Origin of the sequence: Rheinheimera sp. SA_1 (assembly GCF_001669775.1) — a bacterium.
Classification (GTDB): domain Bacteria; phylum Pseudomonadota; class Gammaproteobacteria; order Enterobacterales; family Alteromonadaceae; genus Pararheinheimera.
Genome location: NZ_LXWK01000011.1, coordinates 1495066 through 1518030, shown reverse-complemented (window position 1 = coordinate 1518030; position 22965 = coordinate 1495066). Strand labels below are relative to the sequence as shown.

The window sequence follows — 22965 nt, the reverse complement described above, 5'->3', positions numbered from 1 at the left end:
TTTGCCTGGTGGCAATAGCGCTGTGGAACCACCTGAATCCATTCCGAACTCAGAAGTGAAACGCAGCTGCGACGATGGTAGTGTGGCAGATGCCATGCGAGAGTAGTACACCGCCAGGCTCCCAATACAAAAGAACCCCGCTCAGTGAGCGGGGTTTTTTGTATTTAGATTCTGGCAGTTTAGTGCGCGTAGAGTAGTACAGTGACGTCGGGATTTAAGAACGCAACCAATGTTGCGTTCTTCCGGCGGAACAATCCCGAGCTCTGCGAAGGGCATGAAGGCTCCCAATAAAGCCAGAAAGGCCCAGTCTAACGACTGGGCCTTTTTGCTTTATGGAATTCTGGCGGTGGATTGCTTGGAGAGTAGTACAGTGAAGACGGGAATTAGAGAAGCCAACAATTTGGCTGCTCTCCGGCTGAACGCCCTGAGCTCTGCGAAGGGCATCAAGGCTCCCAATAAGTCAACAAGCCCGCTCATTGAGCGGGCTTTTTGCATTTTAAGCAGAAAAAATCTCTTCGTTGAAGCTCGCCACTCCTAAATTTAACTTTTTCGCTTCAATCTGCTGACCTGATCCAGTATTGTTGTGCCACAACAAACACCGGCTGAGCATACAGCCAGTTACAATTCCAGGGTTAACCATGTCCGATTTTATCGAAGTGTATGACAATGCACTGAGCGCTGATCTATGCGCTCAGCTGATCAATGTGTTTGACCACAGCCCACATCTGACTGCAGGTCGCACCGGTGGTGGTGTTGATACCACTAAAAAAATCAGTACAGATTTATATCTGAACGAATATCCGGAATATTTACCGTTATTACAACAAGTGTGGGCTGCTACTACGCATTATGCCGTTGAATACTTTAAGAAATATCATTTCGCGCTGATCGCTCCTGTGGCACTGACGGTTCAGCACCCGAAAACCGGGCAGCTGGTGGCACTTACCCACGAGAACTATCCGGAAATAGCCGCTGATAAAACTGAAGATTTTATGAAGGTGTTATACCGGATGGGTCCTATTCAGGCGCAGAAATATCAGGCGGGACTTGGCAATTACAATTATTGGCACTGTGAAGTGTATCCGCAGGCGCCGTTAAACGAACCGTTACATCGCAGCTTGTTGTTTATGTTCTACTTAAATGATGTGGTAGAGGGCGGACAAACTGAGTTTTATTATCAGAAAAAAGCGATTTCGCCAAAAACTGGTCGGATGGTGATAGCGCCCGCTTACTTTACTCACACCCACCGCGGCTGTGTGCCGGTTTCCAACGATAAATACATCTTAACCAGCTGGATTTTGCTGAATCGCGCCGAACAACTTTATCAGGCTCCAGCTTAATCATCGGTTGCCGATCAGCCAGCTGATCGGCAAGTCCTCTAACACAGGATTTTCGTCTAAGCAGGCTGGTTCAACTCTGCTCTGGTAAATGGTTCACCGTTAAAATCATTTTCAGATGCGGAATATCATCTTCCAGATAAGGCTCACTAGCGGAGACAAACCCCATACTTTCATAAAAGCGTTGCAGATAACACTGCGCGGAGATATGGATATCAAGCCCCGGCCAACCTTCTTTGGCGGTGGCAATCGCTTTGGCAACTAACACTTCACCAAGCCCTAATCGGCGGGCGGTTTGCGCGACACAAACACGTCCGACACCTGGCGCACCGGCAAAACTAACATCTGGTGGCAGAATACGGGCATAAGCTAAGATTTTACCGGCCTTTTTCAGCATGATATGTCGGGTTTCCGGGTTTAAATCTTTGTCGTCAAGTTCCGGATAAGGGCAATTCTGCTCTACCACAAACACATCAACCCGCAACTGCAACAAGGCATATAAAGTATAAGTGTCCAGATCGTTAAACCGGACTATGTCCCATTCCATCATCGCGTCTGCCATCCCATCTTGTTGTTTTCCCTACTATACCAGAGCGGTGCTGGCGTTACCTAGCATGAAACACTCCACTGACAGTTCCAGATCTCAGCTTTATAAAAATATTATGTTCTGATTGTCTTAATTATGTCAGCTACTTGTCCTGATTTTGTCATTGTTTCATCACTGACCTGACATCTGCAGCGTTTGTAATACCGGCGGGAAAATTAAAATGAAACCAAGCCTATTGGAGCTCGCATGCAGAACAACACCGGTTTTGAAATTGATAATAGCGGCATTGACCCGCAAACAAATTTTTCAGCAAATGCTGAATTTGCCGACATTTTAGCTGCGAATATGCAGCGTCGTAGTTTTTTAAAAGGCACCTTGGGCACTGCAGTTGCGACTGTATTTGGTGGCAGTTTAATTGGTTGTAACAGCAGCAGTTCACCTGCCCCTGTGGCTTTACCTGCGGCAGTGCAGCCACCACCAGCGCCGGTGTTGATGGGCTTTAATGCTATCGCGACCAACCGTCTTGATACTATCACAGTGCCAGATGGCTACACCGCACGCACTTTTTTGCCGATGGGTACACCATTAACCGGCAATTACCCAGCGTATCGTGAAGGTGGTACTAATACTGGCGCTGAGATGGAACAACAAGTTGGTGCGCATCATGACGGTATGCACTTTTTTCCATTAGATGCCCGTACTACAGGTAACAACAGCAATGAAGGTCTATTGGTGTTTAACCACGAGTATTGTGAACCTGCTACTTTGCACCAGAATGGCCCGACTGGCTTACCCCGCCCAGCTGACGAAGTGCGTAAAGAAATTGCAGTGCATGGTGTAACAGTCGCGCATGTTAAAAAAGATGCCAACGGTCAATTTCAACTGGTGCAGGGAAGTCCGTTAAACCGTCGGATCACTGGCGCTACACCAATGGATATTAGCGGCCCAGCCCGCGGTCACGCCAAAATGGTTACTAAATACAGCACCGACGGCACCCGCACCCGTGGCACCTTGAATAACTGCGGCAATGGCTACACCCCTTGGGGCACTTACCTGACGGCCGAAGAAAACTGGGCCGGTTATTTTGCCAACACTGATGCGGCGCAGCCACGTGAACATAAACGTTACGGTGTCGCGACCAAAACCAGTCGTTACGGCTGGGAAACTGCAGATTCTGGTGCTGATCAGTACCAACGTTTTAACGCTTCGAGCATTGCAACCGATGCCGATCGTGATTATCGCAACGAGCCAAACACCTTTGGCTGGATTGTCGAAATTGACCCCTTTAATCCGGACAGCGTGCCACAAAAACGCACCGCCTTAGGCCGTTTTGGTCACGAAGGTGTGGTATTTGCACCCGTGGTCGAAGGTCAGCCGGTGGTGTTTTATTCCGGTGATGATTCAACCTTTGAATACATTTACAAATATGTGTCAAAAGCACCATATTATAAAGCCACGGCCGGCGGCCATTTACTGAATGACGGTACTTTGTATGTGGCGAAGTTTAATGCCGATGGCAGCGGCGAATGGTTGGCACTGGATTACAACTCTGAAACCTTCCGTGCTAAAGCCCTGGCAGCCAATGTTGAATTCAGCAGTCAGGCCGATGTGCTGATTAATACCCGTCTGGCCGCAGATGTTGCTGGCGCTACCAAAATGGACCGTCCGGAGTGGGGCGCTGTACACCCGCAAAGCGGCGAAGTGTATTTCACGCTAACCAATAATACTGCCCGTACTGCAGCGCAGCTTGATGCCGCGAACCCAAGAGCTAACAACGCTACCGGTCACATTATCCGCTGGCGTGAACGTTCTGCCGCCGCAGCCTTTGACTGGGATATTTTTATGCTGGCCGGTGACGTTGGTACAGCAACGCCTGGCACGGATTTAAAGTTAACCGCCGACAACCACCTGGCAAGCCCAGATGGTTTGGCGTTTGATAAAAATGGTTTGTTGTGGATCCAGACCGATATGAGCGGCACTCAACAAGGCTCAGGACCTTACGGCAACAACCAAATGGTGGTCGCTGATGCTAAAACCCGCAAATTAAAACGGTTTTTGGTCGGGCCTATTGATTGTGAAGTGACGGGTATTAGCTGGACGCCGGATATGAAAACGATGTTCGTCAATATCCAGCATCCGGGCGATCGTTCAACAGTCACCAAGTTAACCAGTACCTGGCCAGCGAATGACAGCACCAGTCGGCCACGTTCGGCGACAGTGATTGTCACGAAAAATGACGGTGGTGTGATTGGTTCGTAATTGCTGACCTAACCGTTAGATTTTAAATGCCGGCTGAATGCCGGCATTTATATTTCAGGACATCCTGAAATATAAAGCCAGATCATTGCTGGTCGGAACAGGCGTAGCCGCGTATAATTTGCGCAAATTGCCGGCGCCTGAAAATGCTCAGGTTCCCAATAGCTCGGTTGTGTCGCCGCTTTCATGTCAGATTTTGAAATTCATGAGTTTAAAAAAGTTTGCCCTTTATAAATTAGTTCTGCTGGCGCTGGTCATGGTATCGGTGGTACTGAGCTACATTCCTGATCTACCGTATCACGTGCCGACTGCCGACACCGCCGCCCAAAATTTCCATGTGATTGAATTTGATGATCATGGCGAAGCGCATTTACCAGCACAATGGCAGAGCCTGCATCAACGAATTACCCAAACCTATGTTGGCCCGGCGCCGGAGCTGGTGATTTTTATCCACGGCTGGCACCACAGTGCCAAACCCGATGATGACAACTTCGTAGCTTTTCAGAACTTTTACCAGCAAATGGCCACCAATGACCCGCAACGTAATCTGCTCGGGCTCTATATCGGCTGGCGTGGTGACAAATACGATCCACTGTTCCTGGATGGTTCCACTGATGCCGACAGCCAAGTTGAACCTTTAGATTTTCCAACGATTTACCAGCGCAAAACGGTTGCCAAACGTATTGGTCAGAAAGGACTGAGTCAGTTGCTGGATGAGTTAGATGTGCTGGTAGAGCAACGCAAATTGCAGCGTTATGTACTGGTAGGGCATAGTCTCGGTGGTGCTATTGCCTTGCATGCCAGTAAAGATCGGATCAAAACCGCGATTGAACGCCAGCAGGACAACCCAAACTTGTTTATTTTGCTGAATCCGGCGGTGAATGCCCGTGAATATCGGCCGCTGGACAGCTTGCTCAGTATCGACCGGCAAAAGCCATCAATGGTGGTGCTGCAATCCAAAGGTGATTTTGCACTAAAAGAAGCTTTTACCTGGCTAAAAGAAGGCGAACGCGCAGTAGGGAATTCCTGGGCCATTACCCATGACATTGACAAATGTCCGCGCGGCAACTGCCAGACCCCGTTAAAAATGCCAGCTGCTTTGCTGGCACATGATCAAACACCGGGCTGTATGATGACGTTGGATCGCTCCGGCTGGAAAGTTCGTGCGCGGTTGCAGGCAAGGCGCACGGTGCAAAGTTGTCCGGATGCCAATATGCAGGCGGTCTGGGTGCTGGCCGTCTCTGACGATATTATTTCCGGCCACAATGGTATTCTGACGCCCGACCATGGCAAGGCGTTGTCAGAAGTGATGAGCATGATTGATTTGTATCGCAATCAGTTGCCGGCAGATGCGGTGAAACAAGCGCTGCAGATGCAATTACTGGAGCAGCAGGCTGAAGCTTCTTTTTCAGTTGATGAAAATCCGGTTGCTGAGCATGCTGTAGCAGAAAGTCCTGCAGCTATGGCCGATCAGCATTGATGCAGAATTAATGCTGCAAAATTAACACAGTGCCCAGCACCGTCAGTAAGGCCCCTAACCAGGCGCCAATCGCCGGGCGACGGCGATACACCAGCCATAACAGCGGCAACACCACCACCGGACTGACCGACGACAACATGGCGACAATACCGGCATCACCATCTTTTAACGCCTGTAAAATCAGTGTCATGCCAATGCCCATCGAGAGCAGCGCATTAAAAGCGACCATCGCCAGCACTTTTTTGGTCAACGGCAGATAACTGTGCGCTACTTTAAAACCCAACCATAACAACACTAAATGACAACAAAGCGCTGTGGTCATCCGCACTGCCGAGGCGGCGATGGCGTCGATATCGGTTTCCATCAGTGGTTTTAGCATCAACGTTGACACCGCCTGACACAAAGCCGACAACAATCCAAGACCAATGCCAATACCCAGCTGATGGCTGCTGGTTTCCCAATGATGTTGTTCAGCGGCGCGTTTACCAAACAAAATGGCACTCATCACGCCGCTGATCAACAAACCGGAACCGATCAGCGTCCAGCCCCAAATCGTTTCGCCCAAAAACAAATAAGCCAGCACCGCCGAAAACAAGGCATGGGTAGCAAACAACACGCCAGCGCGACGCGGCCCTAAGCGGTTCATTGAGGCAAAGAGCGCGGTGTCGCCAATCAAAATGCCGATGATGCCGGACAACGCCAGCAGCCACAGTTTATCGGGGGGCAGCGTTTGCCAGCTGCCAGCGTAGATAGCGACTGACCACAACAACAAGCTGGCGCAGGCCATCCGCCAGCGGGTAAAAGCAAAAGCGCCAAGATGCGCCGACGCCGGGGCGGAAATTAAACTGCCAATTGCCCAGCACACAGCGGCGGCAAGTGCCATCCATTCATAACTCAGGGCAAAACTCACAGCTATCCTTAGTCAGCGCGGTCCGGCGCTTCATCAAATAAACCAGAAGATAAATAACGATCACCGCGGTCGCAGATTATTGCCACTATCACTGCGCCAGGATGTTGTTCCGCCAGTTTGATCGCAGCAAATACGGCGCCGCCGGAGCTCACGCCAGCACAAATGCCTTCGACCCGCGCCAACTGGCGGGTGGTGGCTACCGCATCGGCTTCGCTGACATCAATGACCTGATCCACCCGCTGTTTTTGATAAAAACCAGGTAGATAGGCTTCAGGCCAACGCCGGATCCCCGGGATAGAACTGCCCTCAGAGGGTTGTAAACCAATGATCTGAATCGCCGGATTTTGCGCTTTTAAAAAAGTCGACACACCCATAATGGTGCCGGTCGTGCCCATGCTGGAGACGAAATGCGTGATAAGTCCGCGGCTTTGTTGCCAGATTTCTGGCCCGGTGCTGACCAGATGCGCCGCTGGGTTATCGGGGTTATTAAATTGATCAAGCACAATGCCCTGGCCTTCGGCCTGCATCTGCAGCGCCAAATCACGCGCACCTTCCATACCTTGTGCTTTGCTAACCAGAATTAATTCAGCGCCATAAGCCTGCATCGAGGCTTTGCGCTCACTGGTGGCGTTGTCCGGCATAATCAAAATCATCCGGTAACCTTTAATCGCCGCCGCCATCGCCAGCGCTATTCCAGTGTTGCCGCTGGTCGCTTCGATGATAGTGTCGCCCGGTTTGATTTGGCCACGAAGTTCCGCCTGCACAATCATATTCAGCGCTGGCCGGTCTTTCACCGATCCCGCCGGATTGTTGCCTTCGAGTTTTAACAGCACAGTGCTTTGGGTATGTGCGGCCAGCCGCTGCAATTTCACCAAAGGCGTGTTACCGACAAAAGCTTCGATGGTTGGGAATTCGGGCAGATCACTTGGCGGAACAGCGGCTTCAGACATCGGCGACTCGGTGCTGGATAGATAAGTGTTAAGTGTACCGGAAGTCGGGTGGCACGACAAAAATTTGCTATGAGCCGCGTACATCGATGTCCGATAGCTATTAAAATCTGCCGGCTTTTCTGACGAGCTCAACAACCGATGATGACAGTCCATATGATGCAAACGTGCTGATGGAAAATGTCCATGTTGTAGATTGATTGCCAGTCGGTGACTGTTCGCGCAAAATAGTGTGCACTATTTCTTTAATTTGGAATTAAAAATTGAGTACATTGTTACAAACACGGGGAAAAAACCGTTTAAAACAAGAGTTGAAAATTGCTTTTGGTTTGATCCCGTTTGCGACTTTATTGGCAGGTGCGGCGGCTGGAGCTCTGTTAACCTCGCTGGGAGCCGCCCCTACCGGAGCCTTGTCATTTAAACTGACCGCAGTGGCGGTGGTATTTCTGGCCGGTCTGGCTGGAATGTTGTGGTTTTATCTGAAAAAACTAGATCAGCTTTGAATCATTATCGCCATTAATGACAAAAAAGTCGGCGACAGTAGGTTGCTGTTCGCCGTTCCGAGCCTTAGCTTTGACCATGATCTACTTGAGCTGGCACGCCACTATCACACTGTTTGAGACAACCGGCGCATATTATCGACAATCACCGCGCAGGCGATGCCAACGTTTAACGATTCAGCGTCGCCGACCGCTGGAATGGTGATGCGACGGCTAATCATAGGTTCAAGTTCGCTGCTGATGCCATTGGCTTCATTGCCGAGCACGATAAAACCGCCGCTACTGCTGAGCTGCAGTTGGTGCACCGATTCCCCGCCAAGATAAGCGCCAAACACTGGCTGGCGGACTTTGCTGAGGATGTCTGGAAGCGGTTGATAATGCAGTTTCACCCGTAAAAACGAGCCTTTGGCGCTGGCGATCACTTTAGGGTTAAAGGCATCAACGGTATCGGTGGAACATAAAATATGACCAATGCCATACCAGTCGGCAATCCGGATGATAGTGCCGAGATTGCCCGGATCGTTGATCTGATCCAGCACCAACACCCAGTCACCGTCTTGTTCGGCAAAAGGCGCGTAATGCGGTAATTCCACTACCGCAATGGCTGCGTTATTGCTGGTAAAGGTGCCGACTTGTTCGAGTTCGCTGGCGGTGCATGGATGCGCCAGTTCAGCGGCGATCGCAGCGTCTGGGTGACGGTCGAGAAAATCAGCAGTTCCAAACAAGGCTTTGACTGGCCAGCCAGAGGCCAGCACTTCGAGCACTGCTTTTTCGCCTTCGACAAAAAACAGCTGTTCGGCTTTACGGAATTTTTTTAAATGAAGGGATTTAATGAGCTTGGCCCATTTTTGACTAATCATCGGTTGTCCTGCAGCTGGAAAAAACACGGACGCTGTGCGCGTCCGTGATCTGAATATCTGGCAGTGTAGCTGGTGCTTTTACAAATCGCAGCAGATTTTCACTGCTGCATCTTTTTGAACAACATGTATAGCCAAAATCATTGAAGATGCAGGAAGGCGACAAGTGCGAGAGGCCCCATGAGCATAGTTAACTATGCGATGGGCGGCTGGCGCTCCAGCGATCAAACGAAGGCAACGATCCTGCAGCTTTAAGGATGATGGCTATACACTTGTTTGCCACCGACATAAGTGTGCAGCACCTGCGTTTGCCAGATTTGCTCTGGCGGCACTTGGGTTAAGTCACGGTCGATCAGAATAAAATCCGCCCACATGCCGGGTTGCAAACTACCCATGGTTTTTTCCTGATAAGCACCATAGGCCGCATCAGTGGTAAAAGAGCGCAAGGCTTCAGTCACCGTTAGTTTTTGCTCGGGCAACCAGCCGCCAGCCGGCTGGTTCTGCTGATCCTGACGGGTCACCGCAGCGTGCAGACCATAGAACGGATTAGCGAGTTCGACCGGATAATCAGATCCACCAACAATAATACTTCCCTGATCTACAAAACTCCGCCAGGCATAAGCGCCACGCAAACGGGCAACACCCAAGCGGTCACCGGCCATATTTTTATCGGACGTGGCATGTGTTGGCTGCATCGAAGGCAGAACATGCAATTTGGCAAAACGCGGAATATCCACCGGTGCAACAATTTGCGCATGCTCCACCCGATGGCGACTGGCCTGGCGATCTTTGTCGTTCGCCAACAGCATGAACCGGTCCAGCACCATCCTGTTAGCGTGATCACCGATGGCGTGGACGTTGGCCTGAAAACCAGCATCAATGGTCATTTTCATCAGGTGCGTTAAAGCATCAGGCTGGGTGACCAGCAAACCCCGTTCTTTGGCTTTGTCACTGTAATCAGCCAGTAAAGCGGCACCACGGCTGCCGAGTGCGCCATCACCGACAATTTTAACTGACCGAACATCCAGGACGTCGGCAGCATCATCAATAGGGCCGGTTTTAAGCCAATCCCGGAAATGCGGATCGGTGGCGTTGAGCATGGCGTAAATGCGCATTGGAATTTTTTTTTGTTGTTGTAACGTCTGATAAGAAGCCAGATTCGCCGCATCAATCCCAGCGTCATGAGTACTGGTAATACCAAGCGCCAGCAGATGTTGAAATGCCGCAGCCAATGCCGCCTGGCGTTCCGCTTCGTTTTGTTGGGGGATTTTCTTTTCCAGTAAAACCATGGCGTTATCAATCAACACGCCGGTCGGATTGCCTTTGTCATCCCGCAGAATTTGCCCACCGGGTGGGTCGATGCTGTCTTTAGTAATGCCGGCCAGTTGCAGCGCTTTGCTATTGGCCCAACCGGCATGACCGTCGACGCGGCTCAGCCAGACTGGCTTATCGTTGATTTCTTCATCAAGTAAGGTGGTGCTGGGAAATTGTTGGGTTGGCCATAACACCTGATTCCAGCCGCGGCCTAAAATCCACTGCGCCTGAGGCTGGGTTTTGGCAAAAGCCGCTACTTTGGCGACCGCTTGTGCTTCACTGCTGCTGGTACGAAGGTCGACCTGGGCTAAGTTTTGGCCAAGTCCCAGCACATGACCATGGCCATCGATCAGGCCTGGTAACAGGGTTTTGCCCTGACCATCAATCTTAGTTGCTGTGGGGTAGTTTTTGGCAAGGGTGGCATCACCTCGAGCCAGCACTTTGCCGGTGGCGTCATCAAACACCAGGCTTTGAAACGGTACTAAGGTGCGTTTGTCATCAAAACCGTAACCTTGAATATTATCGACAATCACTGGGGCGGCGAGGGCAGGTGTTGCAGTGACGAAGGTCAGCAACACCGCCGAATATACGCGGGACAACAACATAAACAAAAACTCCATATTCCTGGCTGGATGGCGGGCGCCGGGAGTTGGAGTTTTCCAACCTTATCGGTATTTCTTTTTCGCCTTACGCGCCCGTTCTTTTTCGCGCTCCGCTTTTTCTTTTTCGATGCGGGCTTGCTCTAACTTAGCATCGGCTAATTCTTGTGTCACCATATCCGGCGTTTCCAGGCTGACCGGGCCGAATAAACCAGCGCGCAATTCTGTAATCAAAATTGTACCTGCCTTGGTTAAATCGACGATACCACCTTTCACCATACAACCACGGCGCTGGCCAATCGCGTCTAACAATGCCAGATCGTTTTCCGGTTGTTCGCTCAATTGATACCGCGCCATCACCTGTTGTGGATAGGCTTTCAGTAAATAATCGGCGGCAAACATGGCGATATCGGCGTAATCGAAGGCGGTGTCTTTAATGCCGCCGGTGACCGCTAACCGGTAACCGCAGCTGGCGGGACTCAGTTTGGGCCATAAAAAGCCCGGCGTGTCGGTCAGGATGACGTTGTTATCGAGTTTGATCCGCTGCTGCGCTTTGGTGACACCGGCTTCGTTGCCGGTTTTGGCGATAATCCGCCCGGTTAAAGTATTGATCAGCGTCGATTTACCAACGTTGGGGATCCCCATAATCATCGCACGGGCGCCACGCACTTCAAAGTTACGATCCGGCAGTAATGCGGTGCACAAATCTAATAAAGCGCGGATTTGCCCCGGATCTTGTTGGCTAATCGGAATGGCTTTGACGCCGGATTGCCGCTCAAAATGTTCTTGCCACAACTTGGTTACTGCCGGATCGGCCAAATCGGCTTTATTCAGCACCTTGATACAAGGCGTATCACCACGCAGTTCCGGCACCAAAGGGTTTTCGCTGGAAAATGGAATGCGGGCGTCAATCATTTCAATAATGACATCGACCTGCGGCATCACTTCGGCGATTTCTTTGCGCGCCTTGTGCATGTGTCCTGGAAACCAGTTAATAGACATAACAAACCCTTGTGAAACCAGACCCGACGGGTTCTGGCAAAAATACCAAACAGAATGCTGCTAGTTTACCTTGATTGGCTGCTCGCGGCCGGTTTTTTTAGCAAGTCACAGGCTGCTGCGGCCTGATTTTTGAGTGGCTGGGTGTGACAAAGGATGCTGCCAGCGATGGATTTTGGTAAATTCTTGGCGGGGATCTAACCGAACTGTTGAATTTGTTACATTTTTGACAGTCTGAGCCTGCGAAACCAGCGTATCATCTGCTGGACTTAACCTGCGCGCATCATCACAAGGAGTTTGTTCCGCATGACTTTAGTATCTGCCAAATCGATTTTTCCAGGTATGTTGTCTGGAACAGCCTTGTGCCTGACACTGCTCAGTACCAGCTGTTTTGCCACCAGTTTTCAGACCCAGCAAGTGCAGCTGGATCATCCGGCCAACGGTCATCTGTTGAAACTCAAAGACAACCCGCTGTTGTTGGTATCAGGTCATAACACCGAACATCGCTGGCTCAGTCAGGTCGAATTGAATTCGCGGCAAGCCAGTCAAATCGCCATCCCGACCACGGCGCAGTTTTTTGATCAAGCCACCATTGCCGGGCAGAGCGGTGGTCAGCTGGTGAGTTTAACCACAGAGGGTGTGGCGCATTATCAGCATGCGGAAAAACGTTGGCGTAAGTTGCTGACCAGCAGCTCTTTGTACCGGGTGGTTGATACTAAAAGATTGCGCCATCTCGAATTTAGTCATGATCTGAATAACGACCAACTGAGTGATTTTTTGCTACCGGACTTTAATGGGTATCAACTGTGGTTGCAGCAAGCCGATGGTAAATTTCGCCATTTTGAACTGACCATCGACAGCCAGATGCAGGCGTTTGACGAAGATCCAACTTATATTGCCCGCAAGCCCTGGCTGGTTGATTTAAACCTGGACGGTCGCACCGATATCGCTTTTGCCAAAGATGACAGCTTGCAGGTGTTTTTGCAGCAGGCCGATGGCAGTTTTCCAACTACGCCGACAGCGCTGACATTGGGCGTTGGCCTGACGCCGGACAATCAGGCCCAACTGCGCGGTGGTGATGGTCGCAGCTTTAAAGGTCTGGTTATTACCAGATTGCAGCGGCTGGCGGATATTAACGGTGACACTATCGTCGATTTAGTGGTGCAACAGCAGCAGTATGTCGATGCGATGGAGCAAAACTACAGTTACCACATTCACTACGGCCAAAAAGGCACGGCAGGCGTTAGCTTCCAGCCAAAACCAAATCAGACCATCAGCACCTCCGGCGTGCAGTTTGATGTCAAATTTGTTGATTTAGATAACGATAATCGCGTCGATTTTTATACGCCAGCGGCGCATATTGGCGTGCGTTCAATTATCCGCGCTTTGGTGGCAGGCACCGCCAACGTCGAACTGCAGTTTTATAAACAACAGGCCGACGGTAGTTTTGGCAGTCAGCCGGTGTATAGCCAGGATGTGACGGTGGAGATCAGTATCGGCAGTGGTCAGGTCAATATGCCACTGGCGACAGTGCTGAAAAACGCCGCAGGCGTGGCCAGTCTGGTGGTCGGTGACGGTGAAGATACGCTGCGAACTTTTGCGCCTGTTGCTGCCAAATTGTTTAGCGACAAGAGCACCAAACAACAACAGCCGATGCCCAAACGCGGTATGGATGCCTTGGTGGTGGATTTAAATGACGATGGCAAAGAAGATTTGGTGTTGCCTTTTACCAGTCAGGAAGTGACGCCTGAACTGACGAACCAACTGCAGCTGCTGATCCAACAATGACCTTGAGTGTGCTGCCGGTTTTTTTGCAGCCTTTGCTGGCATGGCTGTCGATGCCACGTCGTTTATTACAGCTGCGAATTGTCCTATTGCTCGGCGCTGGATGGTTGCTGCTGGCGCCATTGTCGGCGTTATTGGCGCAAGTTTTGTCCTCTACTTTCAGCCGCCCTGATGCGGTGATTATCGCCAGTTTTGCAGGACCACTGTGCTGTTTATGTCTGGTGTTGCTGGGGTTATGGCCAAAACGGTTGCGCTCTGTGCTGGCGATTGTACTGCTGTGCGGCCTGGTACCGCTTATTGATGGAAGCCTGGTATGAACGGTTTTGTGCAGCGGTTAAAACAGCTGCATTTGCTGCTGGGTTTGTTGGTTGGCTGGTTATTGCTGCTGATTATCTTCACCGGTAGTTTGAGTTTTTACCGGGCAGAGCTGGATATTCTTCAGTTGTTTAAATTGGCTGCTGCAACTCAGACGGTAACCGACACTTCACGCCAACAAGTACGGTTTGCATCCATTGCAGCTCTGGCGCAAACATTTTTAGCGCAGCAGGCGCCAAAGGCGACTCAGTGGTATATCGAGTTACCACAACAGCGTAAACCTTATCTGACGTTGCATTGGTTGCAACCTGCTGTGGTCGGGCAGGGAGCGACCGGCCAAGGTGCTTCGCAGCTGTATCAACAACTGCTCGATGCCAAAACCGGTGCGCCAATCACCGAAGCATTACCAATCAAATTTGGCGCCACCGACCATCAACTCGGTGGGTTGTTTTTCCAGCTGCATTACAACCTACTGCAGCTGTTTGGCCCAGTCAGCCGTAGTCTGGTTGCCTACTTAGCGCTGCTGTGGTTGTTGCTCTCCATCGCCGGATTACTGAGTTTGCGCGGTCGCTGGCGGACTTTGTGGCAGATTAAACCTTCGCCGTCTAACCCGGAAACAGCCCGTACCTTAAGGCACAATCAGCTGGCGGTTCTAACCTTGCCGTTTGCACTGCTGTTTGCCAGCAGCGGCTGGCTGACGCAGATGTTCAGCGATAACAGTGCGCCGCAGCGCCAGCTGTATCCGGATAATCCTTATCAGTTTTACGCCGAATTGTTCCCGCAAACGCAGCCTTTTGCCGGGCCGCGGCAAGACGATCCGGCACCATTGCCGGATCTGGCGGCTTTGGTCGCAACCGCTGAACAACAGCTGGCAATGCCGGTGGGTAAAATCAGTCTGACTTTGCCCGGAACAGCCCAAAGCACCGTGCTGCTGAGCGGCAGTGCGGCGGCGCAGGTCAGTAACCAGTTACCGAATGTGCTGTTTCGGTTTGACGCTTCAGGCTGGCAACAACATCAAGAATATCCATCAGCAGAAGCCGCGCCCGTTGCGGCCAGCCTGTCACCAATCGCCCAAATCCGCAGTGTCTGGTACGGATTGCATCAATCGCTTTATGCCGCATCCTGGTTACGCTTTAGCTTATTTATGTCCGGCATGTTGTGTTGCTGGATGATCTGGCTGGGCCTGCGCAGCTGGTTGCAGCGTCAGAGCGCAGCATTCTGGCGCCAGATCATGTTACCCATCACCGCACTGACCAGTCTTGCACTGGTGCTGGGCAGTAGCGGATTAATTCTGTTCCAACTGCTACCGCCGGGTTGGTTGGTGGGATACTCGCTTAGCCAGCAGCTACTGGGTTTGATCTTAGTTACTGCTTTTTTGGCGAGCGTCACCAGCTGGCGTCGACTGGCTATCGCAGCAAATTGAGTGCTGACCAAAGTCCGGCTTGTATCTGTGCCTGAAATATGTAATTTTCCTAAAGTATGTCGTCATGTGCTGACTTGCCAGCGCAGTCGACAAATCTACCTGGGAACACAGAGGTTCAACCGACCACAGATGCAGCCGACTTTAACCAAACATTATCGTCCGACCTCCGGCGTGTTACTCGACAGCATGCTGGCGGATGCGCTTAGTCAGTTGTATCAGACGATAGGTCAGGATGCCTGCATCGCTGCGGTAATGGATGTGCTGGATATCGTTTGCCCGACCGATTCCTGCGGTGTGCTGGTATATTATCGCCAGCAAAAGCCACTGAGTTTATTACATCGGTTTCATCCGGTGCAGCGCCAGGTGGATGCCGATATTTATTCCACCGGCCCTTATGCGTTAGACCCACAATACCGGCTGTTTTTGCAAGGTTGCGACAGTGACGCTTATTGGTTGCGCGATATCGCGCCGGATGATTTTTACTCCAGCCAGTATTATCAGACCTTTTATTCCAAAACCGGCGTTGCTGACTCCATCGACGTGCTGTGGCGGATTGATGAAGACACCGCGCTAGTGTTTTTTATGCAGCGTAATATCAATAGCAACGATTTTACCGCTGCTGATCTGCAGGCGCTGCGACTGGTGCTACCGATGTTATGGTCGGCGCTGACGCGGCATTATCAGCTGGCGGCGCAATTGCCTGGCACAGTGCAAACCCATCATTTACAACACAAAGCCGAAGATAAAACCCATCTACAAGTGCAATGTACGCTGAATAATTTTGCCAGTTCCTTGCTGACCAAACGCGAGCGCGATGTGCTGCTTTATTTACTACGTGGTTATTCGTCGGCGCTAACCGCTGAAAAACTGAATACCTCCGATGGCACGGTGAAAATCCACCGCAAAAACATCTACCGTAAGCTGGACATCGGCTCGCAAGCCGAGTTGTTTTCGTTATTTATCAATTGCATCCCATTTGCTGAGCCGGATGAAACCAGTGATCCACTGCAGTTTTATCAACAATCCCAGCGAAGCCCGGTATTTGCGACTGCACCTAAACGCTAAGCAGCTGAGTTTCCTGCATTGCGGCCACCGTTGTCGGCCGCCCTTGTAGGTCGTGATCCGCACCATGAAGGTGCGTACTACTGCTAAAGGAATAGCTGTACAGAATTTGCCCAACCCCACACCGCCCCTGTTACCCCCAACTGGATATATCTGCTTGCCGCCACTGCTTGTATAGTCCAAGTGACTGTGGTTTTTGCTGCGTTTTATTTCAGCAATACCGACCCAGCTGCAAGCCCAAAAATAATAAAGGCATTGATTTTAATAAATATCAGCCAGTGATCCGTGGGAGCGACCGTATGAAACATCCAAAGTTAAAGACACTATCGCGTTCAGTGCTCGCCGCCGTGATCAGCATGGCGCTCGGACACAGTGTGGCCCACGCCGATTTGTCGGTGGGCTCGATTTTTGGTCAGACCGAACAAGGTACTGTGGTGTCGGTGAAAAACCTCGACACCGGACTGCAACGCCAACTGAAAGCCGACAACAATGGCCGGTTTAACTTTTCACAATTACCAAGTGGCCGCTATCAGGTCAGCGCCAATGGCGTCAATCGGGAAGTATCGGTGGCGCTGGGTACCGGGACTTCAGTCAGCTTCGGCGCCGATCAGATTGAACGCATCGCGGTCGCTGGTTCCAGCATTAACCCCATCGATACCTCGTCGGTGGAATCCAGCACCGTGTTTACCGCGGCGCAGTTAGATTTACTGCCGATTGGCCGTGACATCAGCGATGTGGCAATGTTGGCGCCCGGCACCGTGCGCGGCGATTCCGGTTTTGGCAAACTAGCATCCTTCGGCGGTGCTTCAGTGGCCGAAAATGGCTATTACATCAATGGCTTTGATGTCACCAACGCCCGTACTTTTTTATCTTATGGCCGGGTACCCTTTGACGCTATTGGCGAGCAACAAGTGAAAACCGGTGGTTTTGGTGCTGAATACGGCCGGGCCTTAGGCGGCGTGATTAACGTGGTGACCAAACGTGGCAGTAACGAGTGGAAATTTAATGCGTCCACCGTGTGGGAACCTTCGTCGCTGGCGGCCCATGGTAAAGATGTGGTCAGTCGCAGTGGCACTAGCCCGGACGATCGCAATTATTATTCAGCTTACCGTTCAGCCGATGAAACGGATCAGCTTTCTTACAGCTTGTCGGGCGGGGGGCCGCTGATCGAAGACAAGCTGTTTTTTTACAGTTTAATTGAAGGTAAACAAGACCAATCCGATTCATTTAGCTCTGATCGCAGCAGCCGGATGGAAAACGATTCGCCCAATGGCCTGATGAAACTTGACTGGTATATCACTGGCGAACATATTCTGGAGTTTACCGGTATTCGTAACGTAGAAGAGCGCGATTACACCACTTATCTGAATCCGGACGACGCCTTTTTTACCGGTAAGCACGGCAATCTGCGTACCCAATATAGCGAGCGTAGCGGCGGTAATATCCTCATCGGCAAATACACCGGCCACCTGACGGAAAATTTCACGCTCGGTCTGATGTATGGCTCGCTGAAAAGTGATGCCGCTTACAGCACACCAGATCCGCTGCCGGGCAATGAATGTCCGTTGGTCGATATTTATGATCAGGACACTGATGATGTAATTGATGTTGGCTGCTGGAACGACATCAATATCCGCACGCTGAACTTCGGTCCGGATACGGATGAGCGGGAAGCGCTGCGCGTCGACGCCGAATGGGTGCTGGACAGCCATACCATCCGTTTTGGCTATGACAACGAAACCTTTACCTCAGCCCGCGCTGGTACCACCTATTCCGGCGGGGTGTTCTACCGCATTTATACCCCGGTCGATTTTGAAGACAGCTGGAATGGCGAAGATGTCGCGGCAGGCGCTCATGTGGTGCGCAAGCGGATGCGCGAAACGCCGTCCGGCAGCTATGAAGTGAAAAACTCGGCGATTTATCTTGAAGATAGTTTCCAACTGAATGACGACATGCTGATTTACGCCGGCTTGCGTAATGAGTCGTTTGACAACCTGAACAGCGATGGCATTTCCTTTGTCGATGCCGAAGATATGTTGGCGCCACGACTGGGTTTTGCCTGGGACGTGAATGGGGATGGCAGCGCCAAAGTCTTCGCCAATGCCGGCCGTTATTTTATTCCAATTGCTGCTAACACCAATATCCGTGCCTCCAACTGGCAGTCGGTGACCACCGAATATTATCTGTTTGATGGCACTGTTGATCCAGTGACCCGCGCGCCACGTCAGTTGGGTACCAAACTTGGTGAAACGCTGGAAAGTGGCCGCAGCACTTCGCCGGAACCTGCCACTGTCGCTTCGGCCGATTTAGAGCCGATGCTGCAGGACGAGCTGATTATTGGCTATCAACGTGAGTTATTTGATAACTGGACCGGTGGCGTAAAGTTTATCGCCCGTGAAGTGAAAAACGGCGTGGATGACTATTGTGGCCGCCAGGCCTTTATCGAATTTGCCGAAGATCAGGGTTACAACGATTTTGACCCGGATACGCTGGCCAGCTGCATTATTTTAAACCCAGGCCGCGACTTACAAATGGATATGGACGTGGCCGCCGATGGCGTGCTGAAACGCGTGACAGTGCCGAACAGCTATCTGCAACTGGATGAATACAAACGGACTTATCAGGCACTGGAGTTTTTCTGGGAAAGGTCACGTCAGGATGGTTGGTTTGTACAGGGCAGTTATGTCTATGCCAAAAGCAAAGGCAACAGCGAAGGCCTGGTGAACAGCTGGCTGGAAGCAGAATCGCCTGGTTTAACCAACGATTTTGACCATAAGGTGTTTGTCGATGGCACTGACGGATATCTGTCGAATGACCGGCGTCATACGCTGAAATTGTTTGGTGGTTATGAAGTGACGGACGAACTGGAACTGTCGGCGAATTTCCTGCTGCAATCGGGCCGGCCATTGAACTGTTTTGGTTATACACCGTTTGATGTTGACGATCCGGAGTATGAAGTGTTTGAACGTTACGCCGCATCCAGCCTGTATTGCCGCAATGAAGCCGGTGAGCAAGTGTTGACGCACCGTGGCCAGTTTGGCCGTACGCCATGGACCTACAGTGTAGATGCCGGGGTGTCGTATAACCCGCAGTGGGCGCAAGGTCTGTTGCTGCAACTAAAAGTGTTCAACCTGCTCAATACGCAGCGTGTCACAGAATTTGACGAACAAGGTGATTTGTCGCTGGAAGATGAAGGTCAGAACCCGAATTTCCTGCACGACCTGAATTACCAGACCGGTCGTTCAGTGCGGTTGACGGCGCGTTATTCGTTCTAAAATTTCTGCCTGCCGGTGGTTCGATGCTTGTCCTAGTGTCGTTCTACCGGCTTTTTTTCAGGATGTTTCTGATGAAATTGCGATATGTAACCTGCGTGCTGCTGGTGGTGGCGACTGGTCCTTTGCTCGTGGCAAACAACTTGCGCGCGGCCGATGATGCAGTGCCTAAAGCGCCAATTGCAGCCAATAACCCTTCACCTGCAAAAAATATCGGCGTTGGCAAAGAGCTTTGGTTGTTTGGTGGCGGCGAACCGATTTGTTCCAGCGTGGAGCCGCAATATTGTGAGGCGTCACAGCGAGCGGCTGCGGAGCGTCATTTTAAAGTGACTCAGGCCTTTCGCGAAAAAAGCTTTTTGTTAACTGCTTCAACCATCGAAGCGCTGCAGGCATTGCCCGGCTGGCCAGCTGCGGTTGAGCGTAAAGCTGCGGTAATGGATAAACTTCACCAGTTGCTCGCGGCGACCCCTGAGAAAAGCTGGCCGGAAGCGGCCTGGCTCATCGAATTTGCAGTGCTGGATTTAGCCGACGACGAACAAAATCTGCTGGATGACTGGTTTGAACAACGACCCACCCTTGCCGATGGCAGCACAGCGCCGATGCAGCTGTTTTACCCGGGCATAGCGCCTTATGTGCGTGAGATGTTTGAAGCTTTTGTCGCTTCAGCAAAAAGCCGCGGCGTGGCGCAAGGCAAATTTAGCGCAGACGGTAAACCAAAGCTGGTGTTGCTTACGGCTTCGTCCAATGATCCGCTGCAGTGGGTTGATTACTATCTACAGCTATTTACAGCTGCGGGCGCTGATGCGGTGTGGCTGCCACTTGAACCTGCGTTCACCGAAATCTCCGCCCAGGCAGATCCAACAATGCGGCAACAGCAATGCGCCGACATCAATCAGCAGCGGTTTATTCATAATGGCCAATACAACCGCAACGCCCGTTATCCGGAGCTGGCGGCTTATCAGCTGCAGTTGTGTCTGGCTCCGGAAAAAATGGCCGCTATGCTGCAAAACGCTGATGCGGTCTTTATTAACGGTGGCGATCAGTCGCTGACGATGCGCAGTCTGCAATTTTCCGCAGGTTCTCAAGCCGGTGAATTCACCGCGCTTGGCAAATTGTTACAGCAAAAAATTGCTGCAGGCATGCCGCTGGCGGGTTCCAGCGCCGGTACTGCGGTGCAGTCTGGCCGCATAACAGCAATCCCAGGCAAACCGGCGATTCCGATGCTCAGTGGCGGCCGTACCAGCAAAGCCCTGCAATTTGGCGCTATTGCCGACGTGCCGGATGCGCCATTGTGCCAGTTGCTTCAACGTTGTACCGCCAAAGCCGCTGCCGGCTACCTCACCTATAAAGCGGATGGTGGACTGCGCAGTTTCAGCCTCGGCGTGGCAGACACCCATTTTCGCGAGCGGGAACGCGAAGGGCGGTTAAGCCGATTATTACTGGACACTGATACCGATTTTGGTTTTGGTGTCGATGAAGCAACCGTGCTACGGGCCAATTTTTTTGCCGACGATGGCGCGGAGTTGCAGGTGATGGGTCAGGGCGGGGTGTGGATTTTAGATGCCAGTAAAGCCAGCGCTGTTGCAAAACCAAATCCAGCCTTGCACTGGCAGGCGACAGGTTTAGTCGCCAGCCGGTTGTTAGCTGGCGACACTATGAGTTTTTCGCAAGGCGTAACACAGGCGCGGCTGCGCTGTGTTCCAGAGCAACCAAAGCTGCCCGGCACGCAGGTTGACCCCGAGACTTATGCGCCGGTTGATCAGCGTCGTTGGCTGGCGGAAGCAACGCCAGTGATCGCTTGTCAGCGCCAGGATGGCCGTTGGCGTTATCTGCAATTACCGTTGACGCTTCAGGTGTTACCGGCAGCTCCTGATGATTTGTAAGGAATAAAACCGATGATTACGCTGATCCGGAACGCTGAAATTTATGCCCCCGCCGAACTTGGTAGCCAACAACTGCTGGTAGCGGGCAACCGTATTGCGGCCATCGCGTCGGATATCAGCCTGCAGGGTGAAGCTGTGCAGGTGCTGGACGCCAGCGGCTGCTTGCTGGTGCCGGGTTTTGTCGACAGTCTGGCGCATATTATTGGCGGCGGTGGTGAAGGTGGTTTTGGCACCCGCACCAGCGAACTGAACCCAGCCGACGCGATGCGTGCTGGCGTCACGACGCTGGTGGGCGTGCTTGGCACCGATGCGATTACCCGCACCCTCACTAATTTATTGGCCAAAGCGGCGGCGCTGAACGAAGCGGGTTTAAGTTGTTATTGTTACACCGGATCTTATCAAATTCCGGCCCGCACTTTATTTGCCGATGCGCTGGAAGATTTGGTGCTGATCGACAAATTTATTGGCGTCGGTGAAGTAGCGATAGCAGATCACCGCTCGTCCCAGCCCACGGTACAGGAACTGGCGCGGCTGGCATCACAGGCACGGGTTGGTGGCATGCTGGCGGGCAAAGCGGGCGTGGTCAGTGTACATGTGGGTTCAGCCCCGGCCGGTTTGACGTTGTTACATCAAGTGGCCGCGACCACCGATATTCCGCTGGCGCAGTTTTATCCAACCCATATCAATCGTAATCCAGCGCTACTGGCGCAGGGTTTTGCTTTTGCCAAAGCCGGTGGCTGTATCGATTTTACTACCAGCACCACGGCACAGGATCTGGCGCAAGGTGAAGTGCAATGCGCGTTGGCGTTACAGCAAGCCTTAGCCGCCGGCGTGCCACTGTCGCAGATCACTTTTTCTTCCGATGCTAATGCCTCGTTGCCGGAATTTGACAGTGATAATAACTTTATCAGTCTGGGCGAAGGGCGGATTGCCAGCTTGTTTGAAGAAGTGGTTGCCGCGATTCAACTCGGTGTGCCCATTGCCACTGCACTTTCCGTCATCACCGAAAATCCAGCGCGGGTGTTAAAACTGCCACAAAAAGGCCGCTTAAAAGTTGGCGGCGATGCCGATCTGGTGTTGTTGGATCGCGATTCCTTGCAGATCCGCGCCGTGATGGCGCAGGGTAAATGGTTGTATAGCGATGGCACTTTGCCGATTGTTGGCGCCAAAGTTGGGCCTGTAGTGGCCCAGAGTCTTTGACGTTGTCTGGCAATATACCCAAAATCATTGACGTTGTAGAGGCCACGGTGGAACCGCGGCAAGTGAGTGAAGCCCCATGAGCATAGCTGTCTATGCGATGGGCCGGGCTGGCGCTCCAGTGAATGAGCGCGGCCAACAACCCTACAACGTCAAGGATGACGGGTATATATGTCTTTTTGTTATACCGAAGCACTTTTTGATTCTTTTTATCCCTGCCAATTTGCATTAGTCTGACACCTATATAACTGGGTGTTCAGACGTCTGAATATCTGAAAGTGA

Annotated in this window: 18 protein-coding genes and 1 rRNA gene; 13 read left to right on the top strand and 6 right to left on the bottom strand. The window is 51.7% G+C overall.

The genetic code is table 11. The features are described 5' to 3' along the window. The first annotated feature begins 4 nt into the window (after nucleotides 1-4). The 3 genes from rrf (at nucleotide 5) to A5320_RS07310 (ending at nucleotide 1340) form a co-directional block, all read left to right on the top strand. Nucleotides 5-119 (top strand): 5S ribosomal RNA (rrf, locus tag A5320_RS07320). A gap of 110 nt (nucleotides 120-229) precedes the next feature. Further along, the gene (locus A5320_RS07315; RefSeq protein WP_157605691.1) at nucleotides 230-538 is read left to right on the top strand and encodes a hypothetical protein; all 309 of its coding nucleotides are present in this window, start codon (nucleotides 230-232) and stop codon (nucleotides 536-538) included. 100 nt (nucleotides 539-638) lie between these two features. After that, the gene (locus tag A5320_RS07310; RefSeq protein WP_068062816.1) at nucleotides 639-1340 is read left to right on the top strand and encodes a 2OG-Fe(II) oxygenase; all 702 of its coding nucleotides are present in this window, start codon (nucleotides 639-641) and stop codon (nucleotides 1338-1340) included. Between the two features lie 70 nt (nucleotides 1341-1410). Here A5320_RS07310 and A5320_RS07305 read toward each other — a convergent pair whose 3' ends face one another. Further along, entirely contained in the window at nucleotides 1411-1887 is a 477-nt protein-coding gene (locus A5320_RS07305) for a GNAT family N-acetyltransferase (RefSeq protein WP_231916668.1), read from the bottom strand. Between the two features lie 243 nt (nucleotides 1888-2130). Here A5320_RS07305 and A5320_RS07300 point away from each other — a divergent pair, with 243 nt between their 5' ends. Continuing rightward, entirely contained in the window at nucleotides 2131-4143 is a 2013-nt protein-coding gene (locus A5320_RS07300) for a PhoX family protein (protein ID WP_068062813.1), read from the top strand. 202 nt (nucleotides 4144-4345) lie between these two features. Next, on the top strand, nucleotides 4346-5620 hold the full coding sequence (locus A5320_RS07295; protein ID WP_082971619.1) for a lipase family protein: 1275 nt from the start codon (nucleotides 4346-4348) through the stop codon (nucleotides 5618-5620). Between the two features lie 7 nt (nucleotides 5621-5627). On the opposite strand, the gene A5320_RS07290 is transcribed toward A5320_RS07295, so the two are convergent. Together A5320_RS07290 and cysM are read right to left on the bottom strand one after the other, a co-directional pair. Continuing rightward, on the bottom strand, nucleotides 5628-6530 hold the full coding sequence (locus A5320_RS07290) for a DMT family transporter (RefSeq protein ID WP_231916667.1): 903 nt from the start codon (nucleotides 6528-6530) through the stop codon (nucleotides 5628-5630). 8 nt (nucleotides 6531-6538) lie between these two features. Then, nucleotides 6539-7480, bottom strand: coding sequence for a cysteine synthase CysM (cysM, locus tag A5320_RS07285; RefSeq protein WP_068062810.1), 942 nt, complete (start codon nucleotides 7478-7480; stop codon nucleotides 6539-6541). A gap of 260 nt (nucleotides 7481-7740) precedes the next feature. Here cysM and A5320_RS07280 point away from each other — a divergent pair, with 260 nt between their 5' ends. After that, nucleotides 7741-7980: a hypothetical protein gene (locus A5320_RS07280; protein ID WP_068062808.1), complete on the top strand. Its 240-nt coding sequence runs from the start codon at nucleotides 7741-7743 to the stop codon at nucleotides 7978-7980. 104 nt (nucleotides 7981-8084) lie between these two features. Here A5320_RS07280 and A5320_RS07275 read toward each other — a convergent pair whose 3' ends face one another. From A5320_RS07275 to ylqF, 3 genes are all read right to left on the bottom strand, one after another. Further along, entirely contained in the window at nucleotides 8085-8837 is a 753-nt protein-coding gene (locus A5320_RS07275; RefSeq protein WP_068062806.1) for a TrmH family RNA methyltransferase, read from the bottom strand. A gap of 248 nt (nucleotides 8838-9085) precedes the next feature. Then, complete coding sequence (locus A5320_RS07270; RefSeq protein ID WP_068063105.1) at nucleotides 9086-10753, bottom strand: amidohydrolase; 1668 nt, start codon at nucleotides 10751-10753, stop codon at nucleotides 9086-9088. A 60-nt stretch (nucleotides 10754-10813) separates the two neighbouring features. After that, nucleotides 10814-11749: a ribosome biogenesis GTPase YlqF gene (gene ylqF / locus A5320_RS07265; RefSeq protein WP_068062804.1), complete on the bottom strand. Its 936-nt coding sequence runs from the start codon at nucleotides 11747-11749 to the stop codon at nucleotides 10814-10816. Nucleotides 11750-12052: 303 nt separating this feature from the next. Between ylqF and A5320_RS07260 the strand changes: the two genes are divergently transcribed. The 7 genes from A5320_RS07260 (at nucleotide 12053) to iadA (ending at nucleotide 22686) form a co-directional block, all read left to right on the top strand. Next, the gene (locus tag A5320_RS07260) at nucleotides 12053-13534 is read left to right on the top strand and encodes an FG-GAP repeat domain-containing protein (RefSeq protein ID WP_082971588.1); all 1482 of its coding nucleotides are present in this window, start codon (nucleotides 12053-12055) and stop codon (nucleotides 13532-13534) included. Continuing rightward, nucleotides 13531-13848: a hypothetical protein gene (locus A5320_RS07255; protein WP_068062801.1), complete on the top strand. Its 318-nt coding sequence runs from the start codon at nucleotides 13531-13533 to the stop codon at nucleotides 13846-13848. The genes A5320_RS07260 and A5320_RS07255 overlap by 4 nt, the downstream gene beginning before the upstream one ends. Beyond that, nucleotides 13845-15269, top strand: a complete 1425-nt coding sequence (locus tag A5320_RS07250; RefSeq protein ID WP_068062799.1) for a PepSY-associated TM helix domain-containing protein — start codon at nucleotides 13845-13847, stop codon at nucleotides 15267-15269. The genes A5320_RS07255 and A5320_RS07250 overlap by 4 nt, the downstream gene beginning before the upstream one ends. A gap of 129 nt (nucleotides 15270-15398) precedes the next feature. Beyond that, complete coding sequence (locus A5320_RS07245) at nucleotides 15399-16334, top strand: response regulator transcription factor (RefSeq protein WP_068062795.1); 936 nt, start codon at nucleotides 15399-15401, stop codon at nucleotides 16332-16334. A gap of 296 nt (nucleotides 16335-16630) precedes the next feature. After that, nucleotides 16631-19606, top strand: coding sequence for a TonB-dependent receptor (locus tag A5320_RS07240; protein ID WP_068063101.1), 2976 nt, complete (start codon nucleotides 16631-16633; stop codon nucleotides 19604-19606). Nucleotides 19607-19677: 71 nt separating this feature from the next. After that, nucleotides 19678-21486, top strand: a complete 1809-nt coding sequence (locus A5320_RS07235; protein ID WP_068062790.1) for a cyanophycinase — start codon at nucleotides 19678-19680, stop codon at nucleotides 21484-21486. A 12-nt stretch (nucleotides 21487-21498) separates the two neighbouring features. After that, nucleotides 21499-22686: a beta-aspartyl-peptidase gene (iadA, locus tag A5320_RS07230; RefSeq protein WP_068062787.1), complete on the top strand. Its 1188-nt coding sequence runs from the start codon at nucleotides 21499-21501 to the stop codon at nucleotides 22684-22686. The last annotated feature ends 279 nt before the right edge of the window (nucleotides 22687-22965 follow it).

Coding starts and splice junctions, on each gene's coding strand:
- A5320_RS07255 (WP_068062801.1), top strand. CDS start 13,531: ATGACCTTGAGTGTGCTGCCGGTTTTTTTGCAGCCTTTGCTGGCATGG.
- A5320_RS07240 (WP_068063101.1), top strand. CDS start 16,631: ATGAAACATCCAAAGTTAAAGACACTATCGCGTTCAGTGCTCGCCGCC.
- iadA (WP_068062787.1), top strand. CDS start 21,499: ATGATTACGCTGATCCGGAACGCTGAAATTTATGCCCCCGCCGAACTT.
- A5320_RS07300 (WP_068062813.1), top strand. CDS start 2,131: ATGCAGAACAACACCGGTTTTGAAATTGATAATAGCGGCATTGACCCG.
- A5320_RS07270 (WP_068063105.1), bottom strand. CDS start 10,753: ATGTTGTTGTCCCGCGTATATTCGGCGGTGTTGCTGACCTTCGTCACT.
- A5320_RS07250 (WP_068062799.1), top strand. CDS start 13,845: ATGAACGGTTTTGTGCAGCGGTTAAAACAGCTGCATTTGCTGCTGGGT.
- A5320_RS07295 (WP_082971619.1), top strand. CDS start 4,346: ATGAGTTTAAAAAAGTTTGCCCTTTATAAATTAGTTCTGCTGGCGCTG.
- A5320_RS07245 (WP_068062795.1), top strand. CDS start 15,399: ATGCAGCCGACTTTAACCAAACATTATCGTCCGACCTCCGGCGTGTTA.
- A5320_RS07235 (WP_068062790.1), top strand. CDS start 19,678: ATGAAATTGCGATATGTAACCTGCGTGCTGCTGGTGGTGGCGACTGGT.
- A5320_RS07260 (WP_082971588.1), top strand. CDS start 12,053: ATGACTTTAGTATCTGCCAAATCGATTTTTCCAGGTATGTTGTCTGGA.
- A5320_RS07305 (WP_231916668.1), bottom strand. CDS start 1,887: ATGATGGAATGGGACATAGTCCGGTTTAACGATCTGGACACTTATACT.
- ylqF (WP_068062804.1), bottom strand. CDS start 11,749: ATGTCTATTAACTGGTTTCCAGGACACATGCACAAGGCGCGCAAAGAA.
- A5320_RS07310 (WP_068062816.1), top strand. CDS start 639: ATGTCCGATTTTATCGAAGTGTATGACAATGCACTGAGCGCTGATCTA.
- A5320_RS07275 (WP_068062806.1), bottom strand. CDS start 8,837: ATGATTAGTCAAAAATGGGCCAAGCTCATTAAATCCCTTCATTTAAAA.
- cysM (WP_068062810.1), bottom strand. CDS start 7,480: ATGTCTGAAGCCGCTGTTCCGCCAAGTGATCTGCCCGAATTCCCAACC.
- A5320_RS07315 (WP_157605691.1), top strand. CDS start 230: ATGTTGCGTTCTTCCGGCGGAACAATCCCGAGCTCTGCGAAGGGCATG.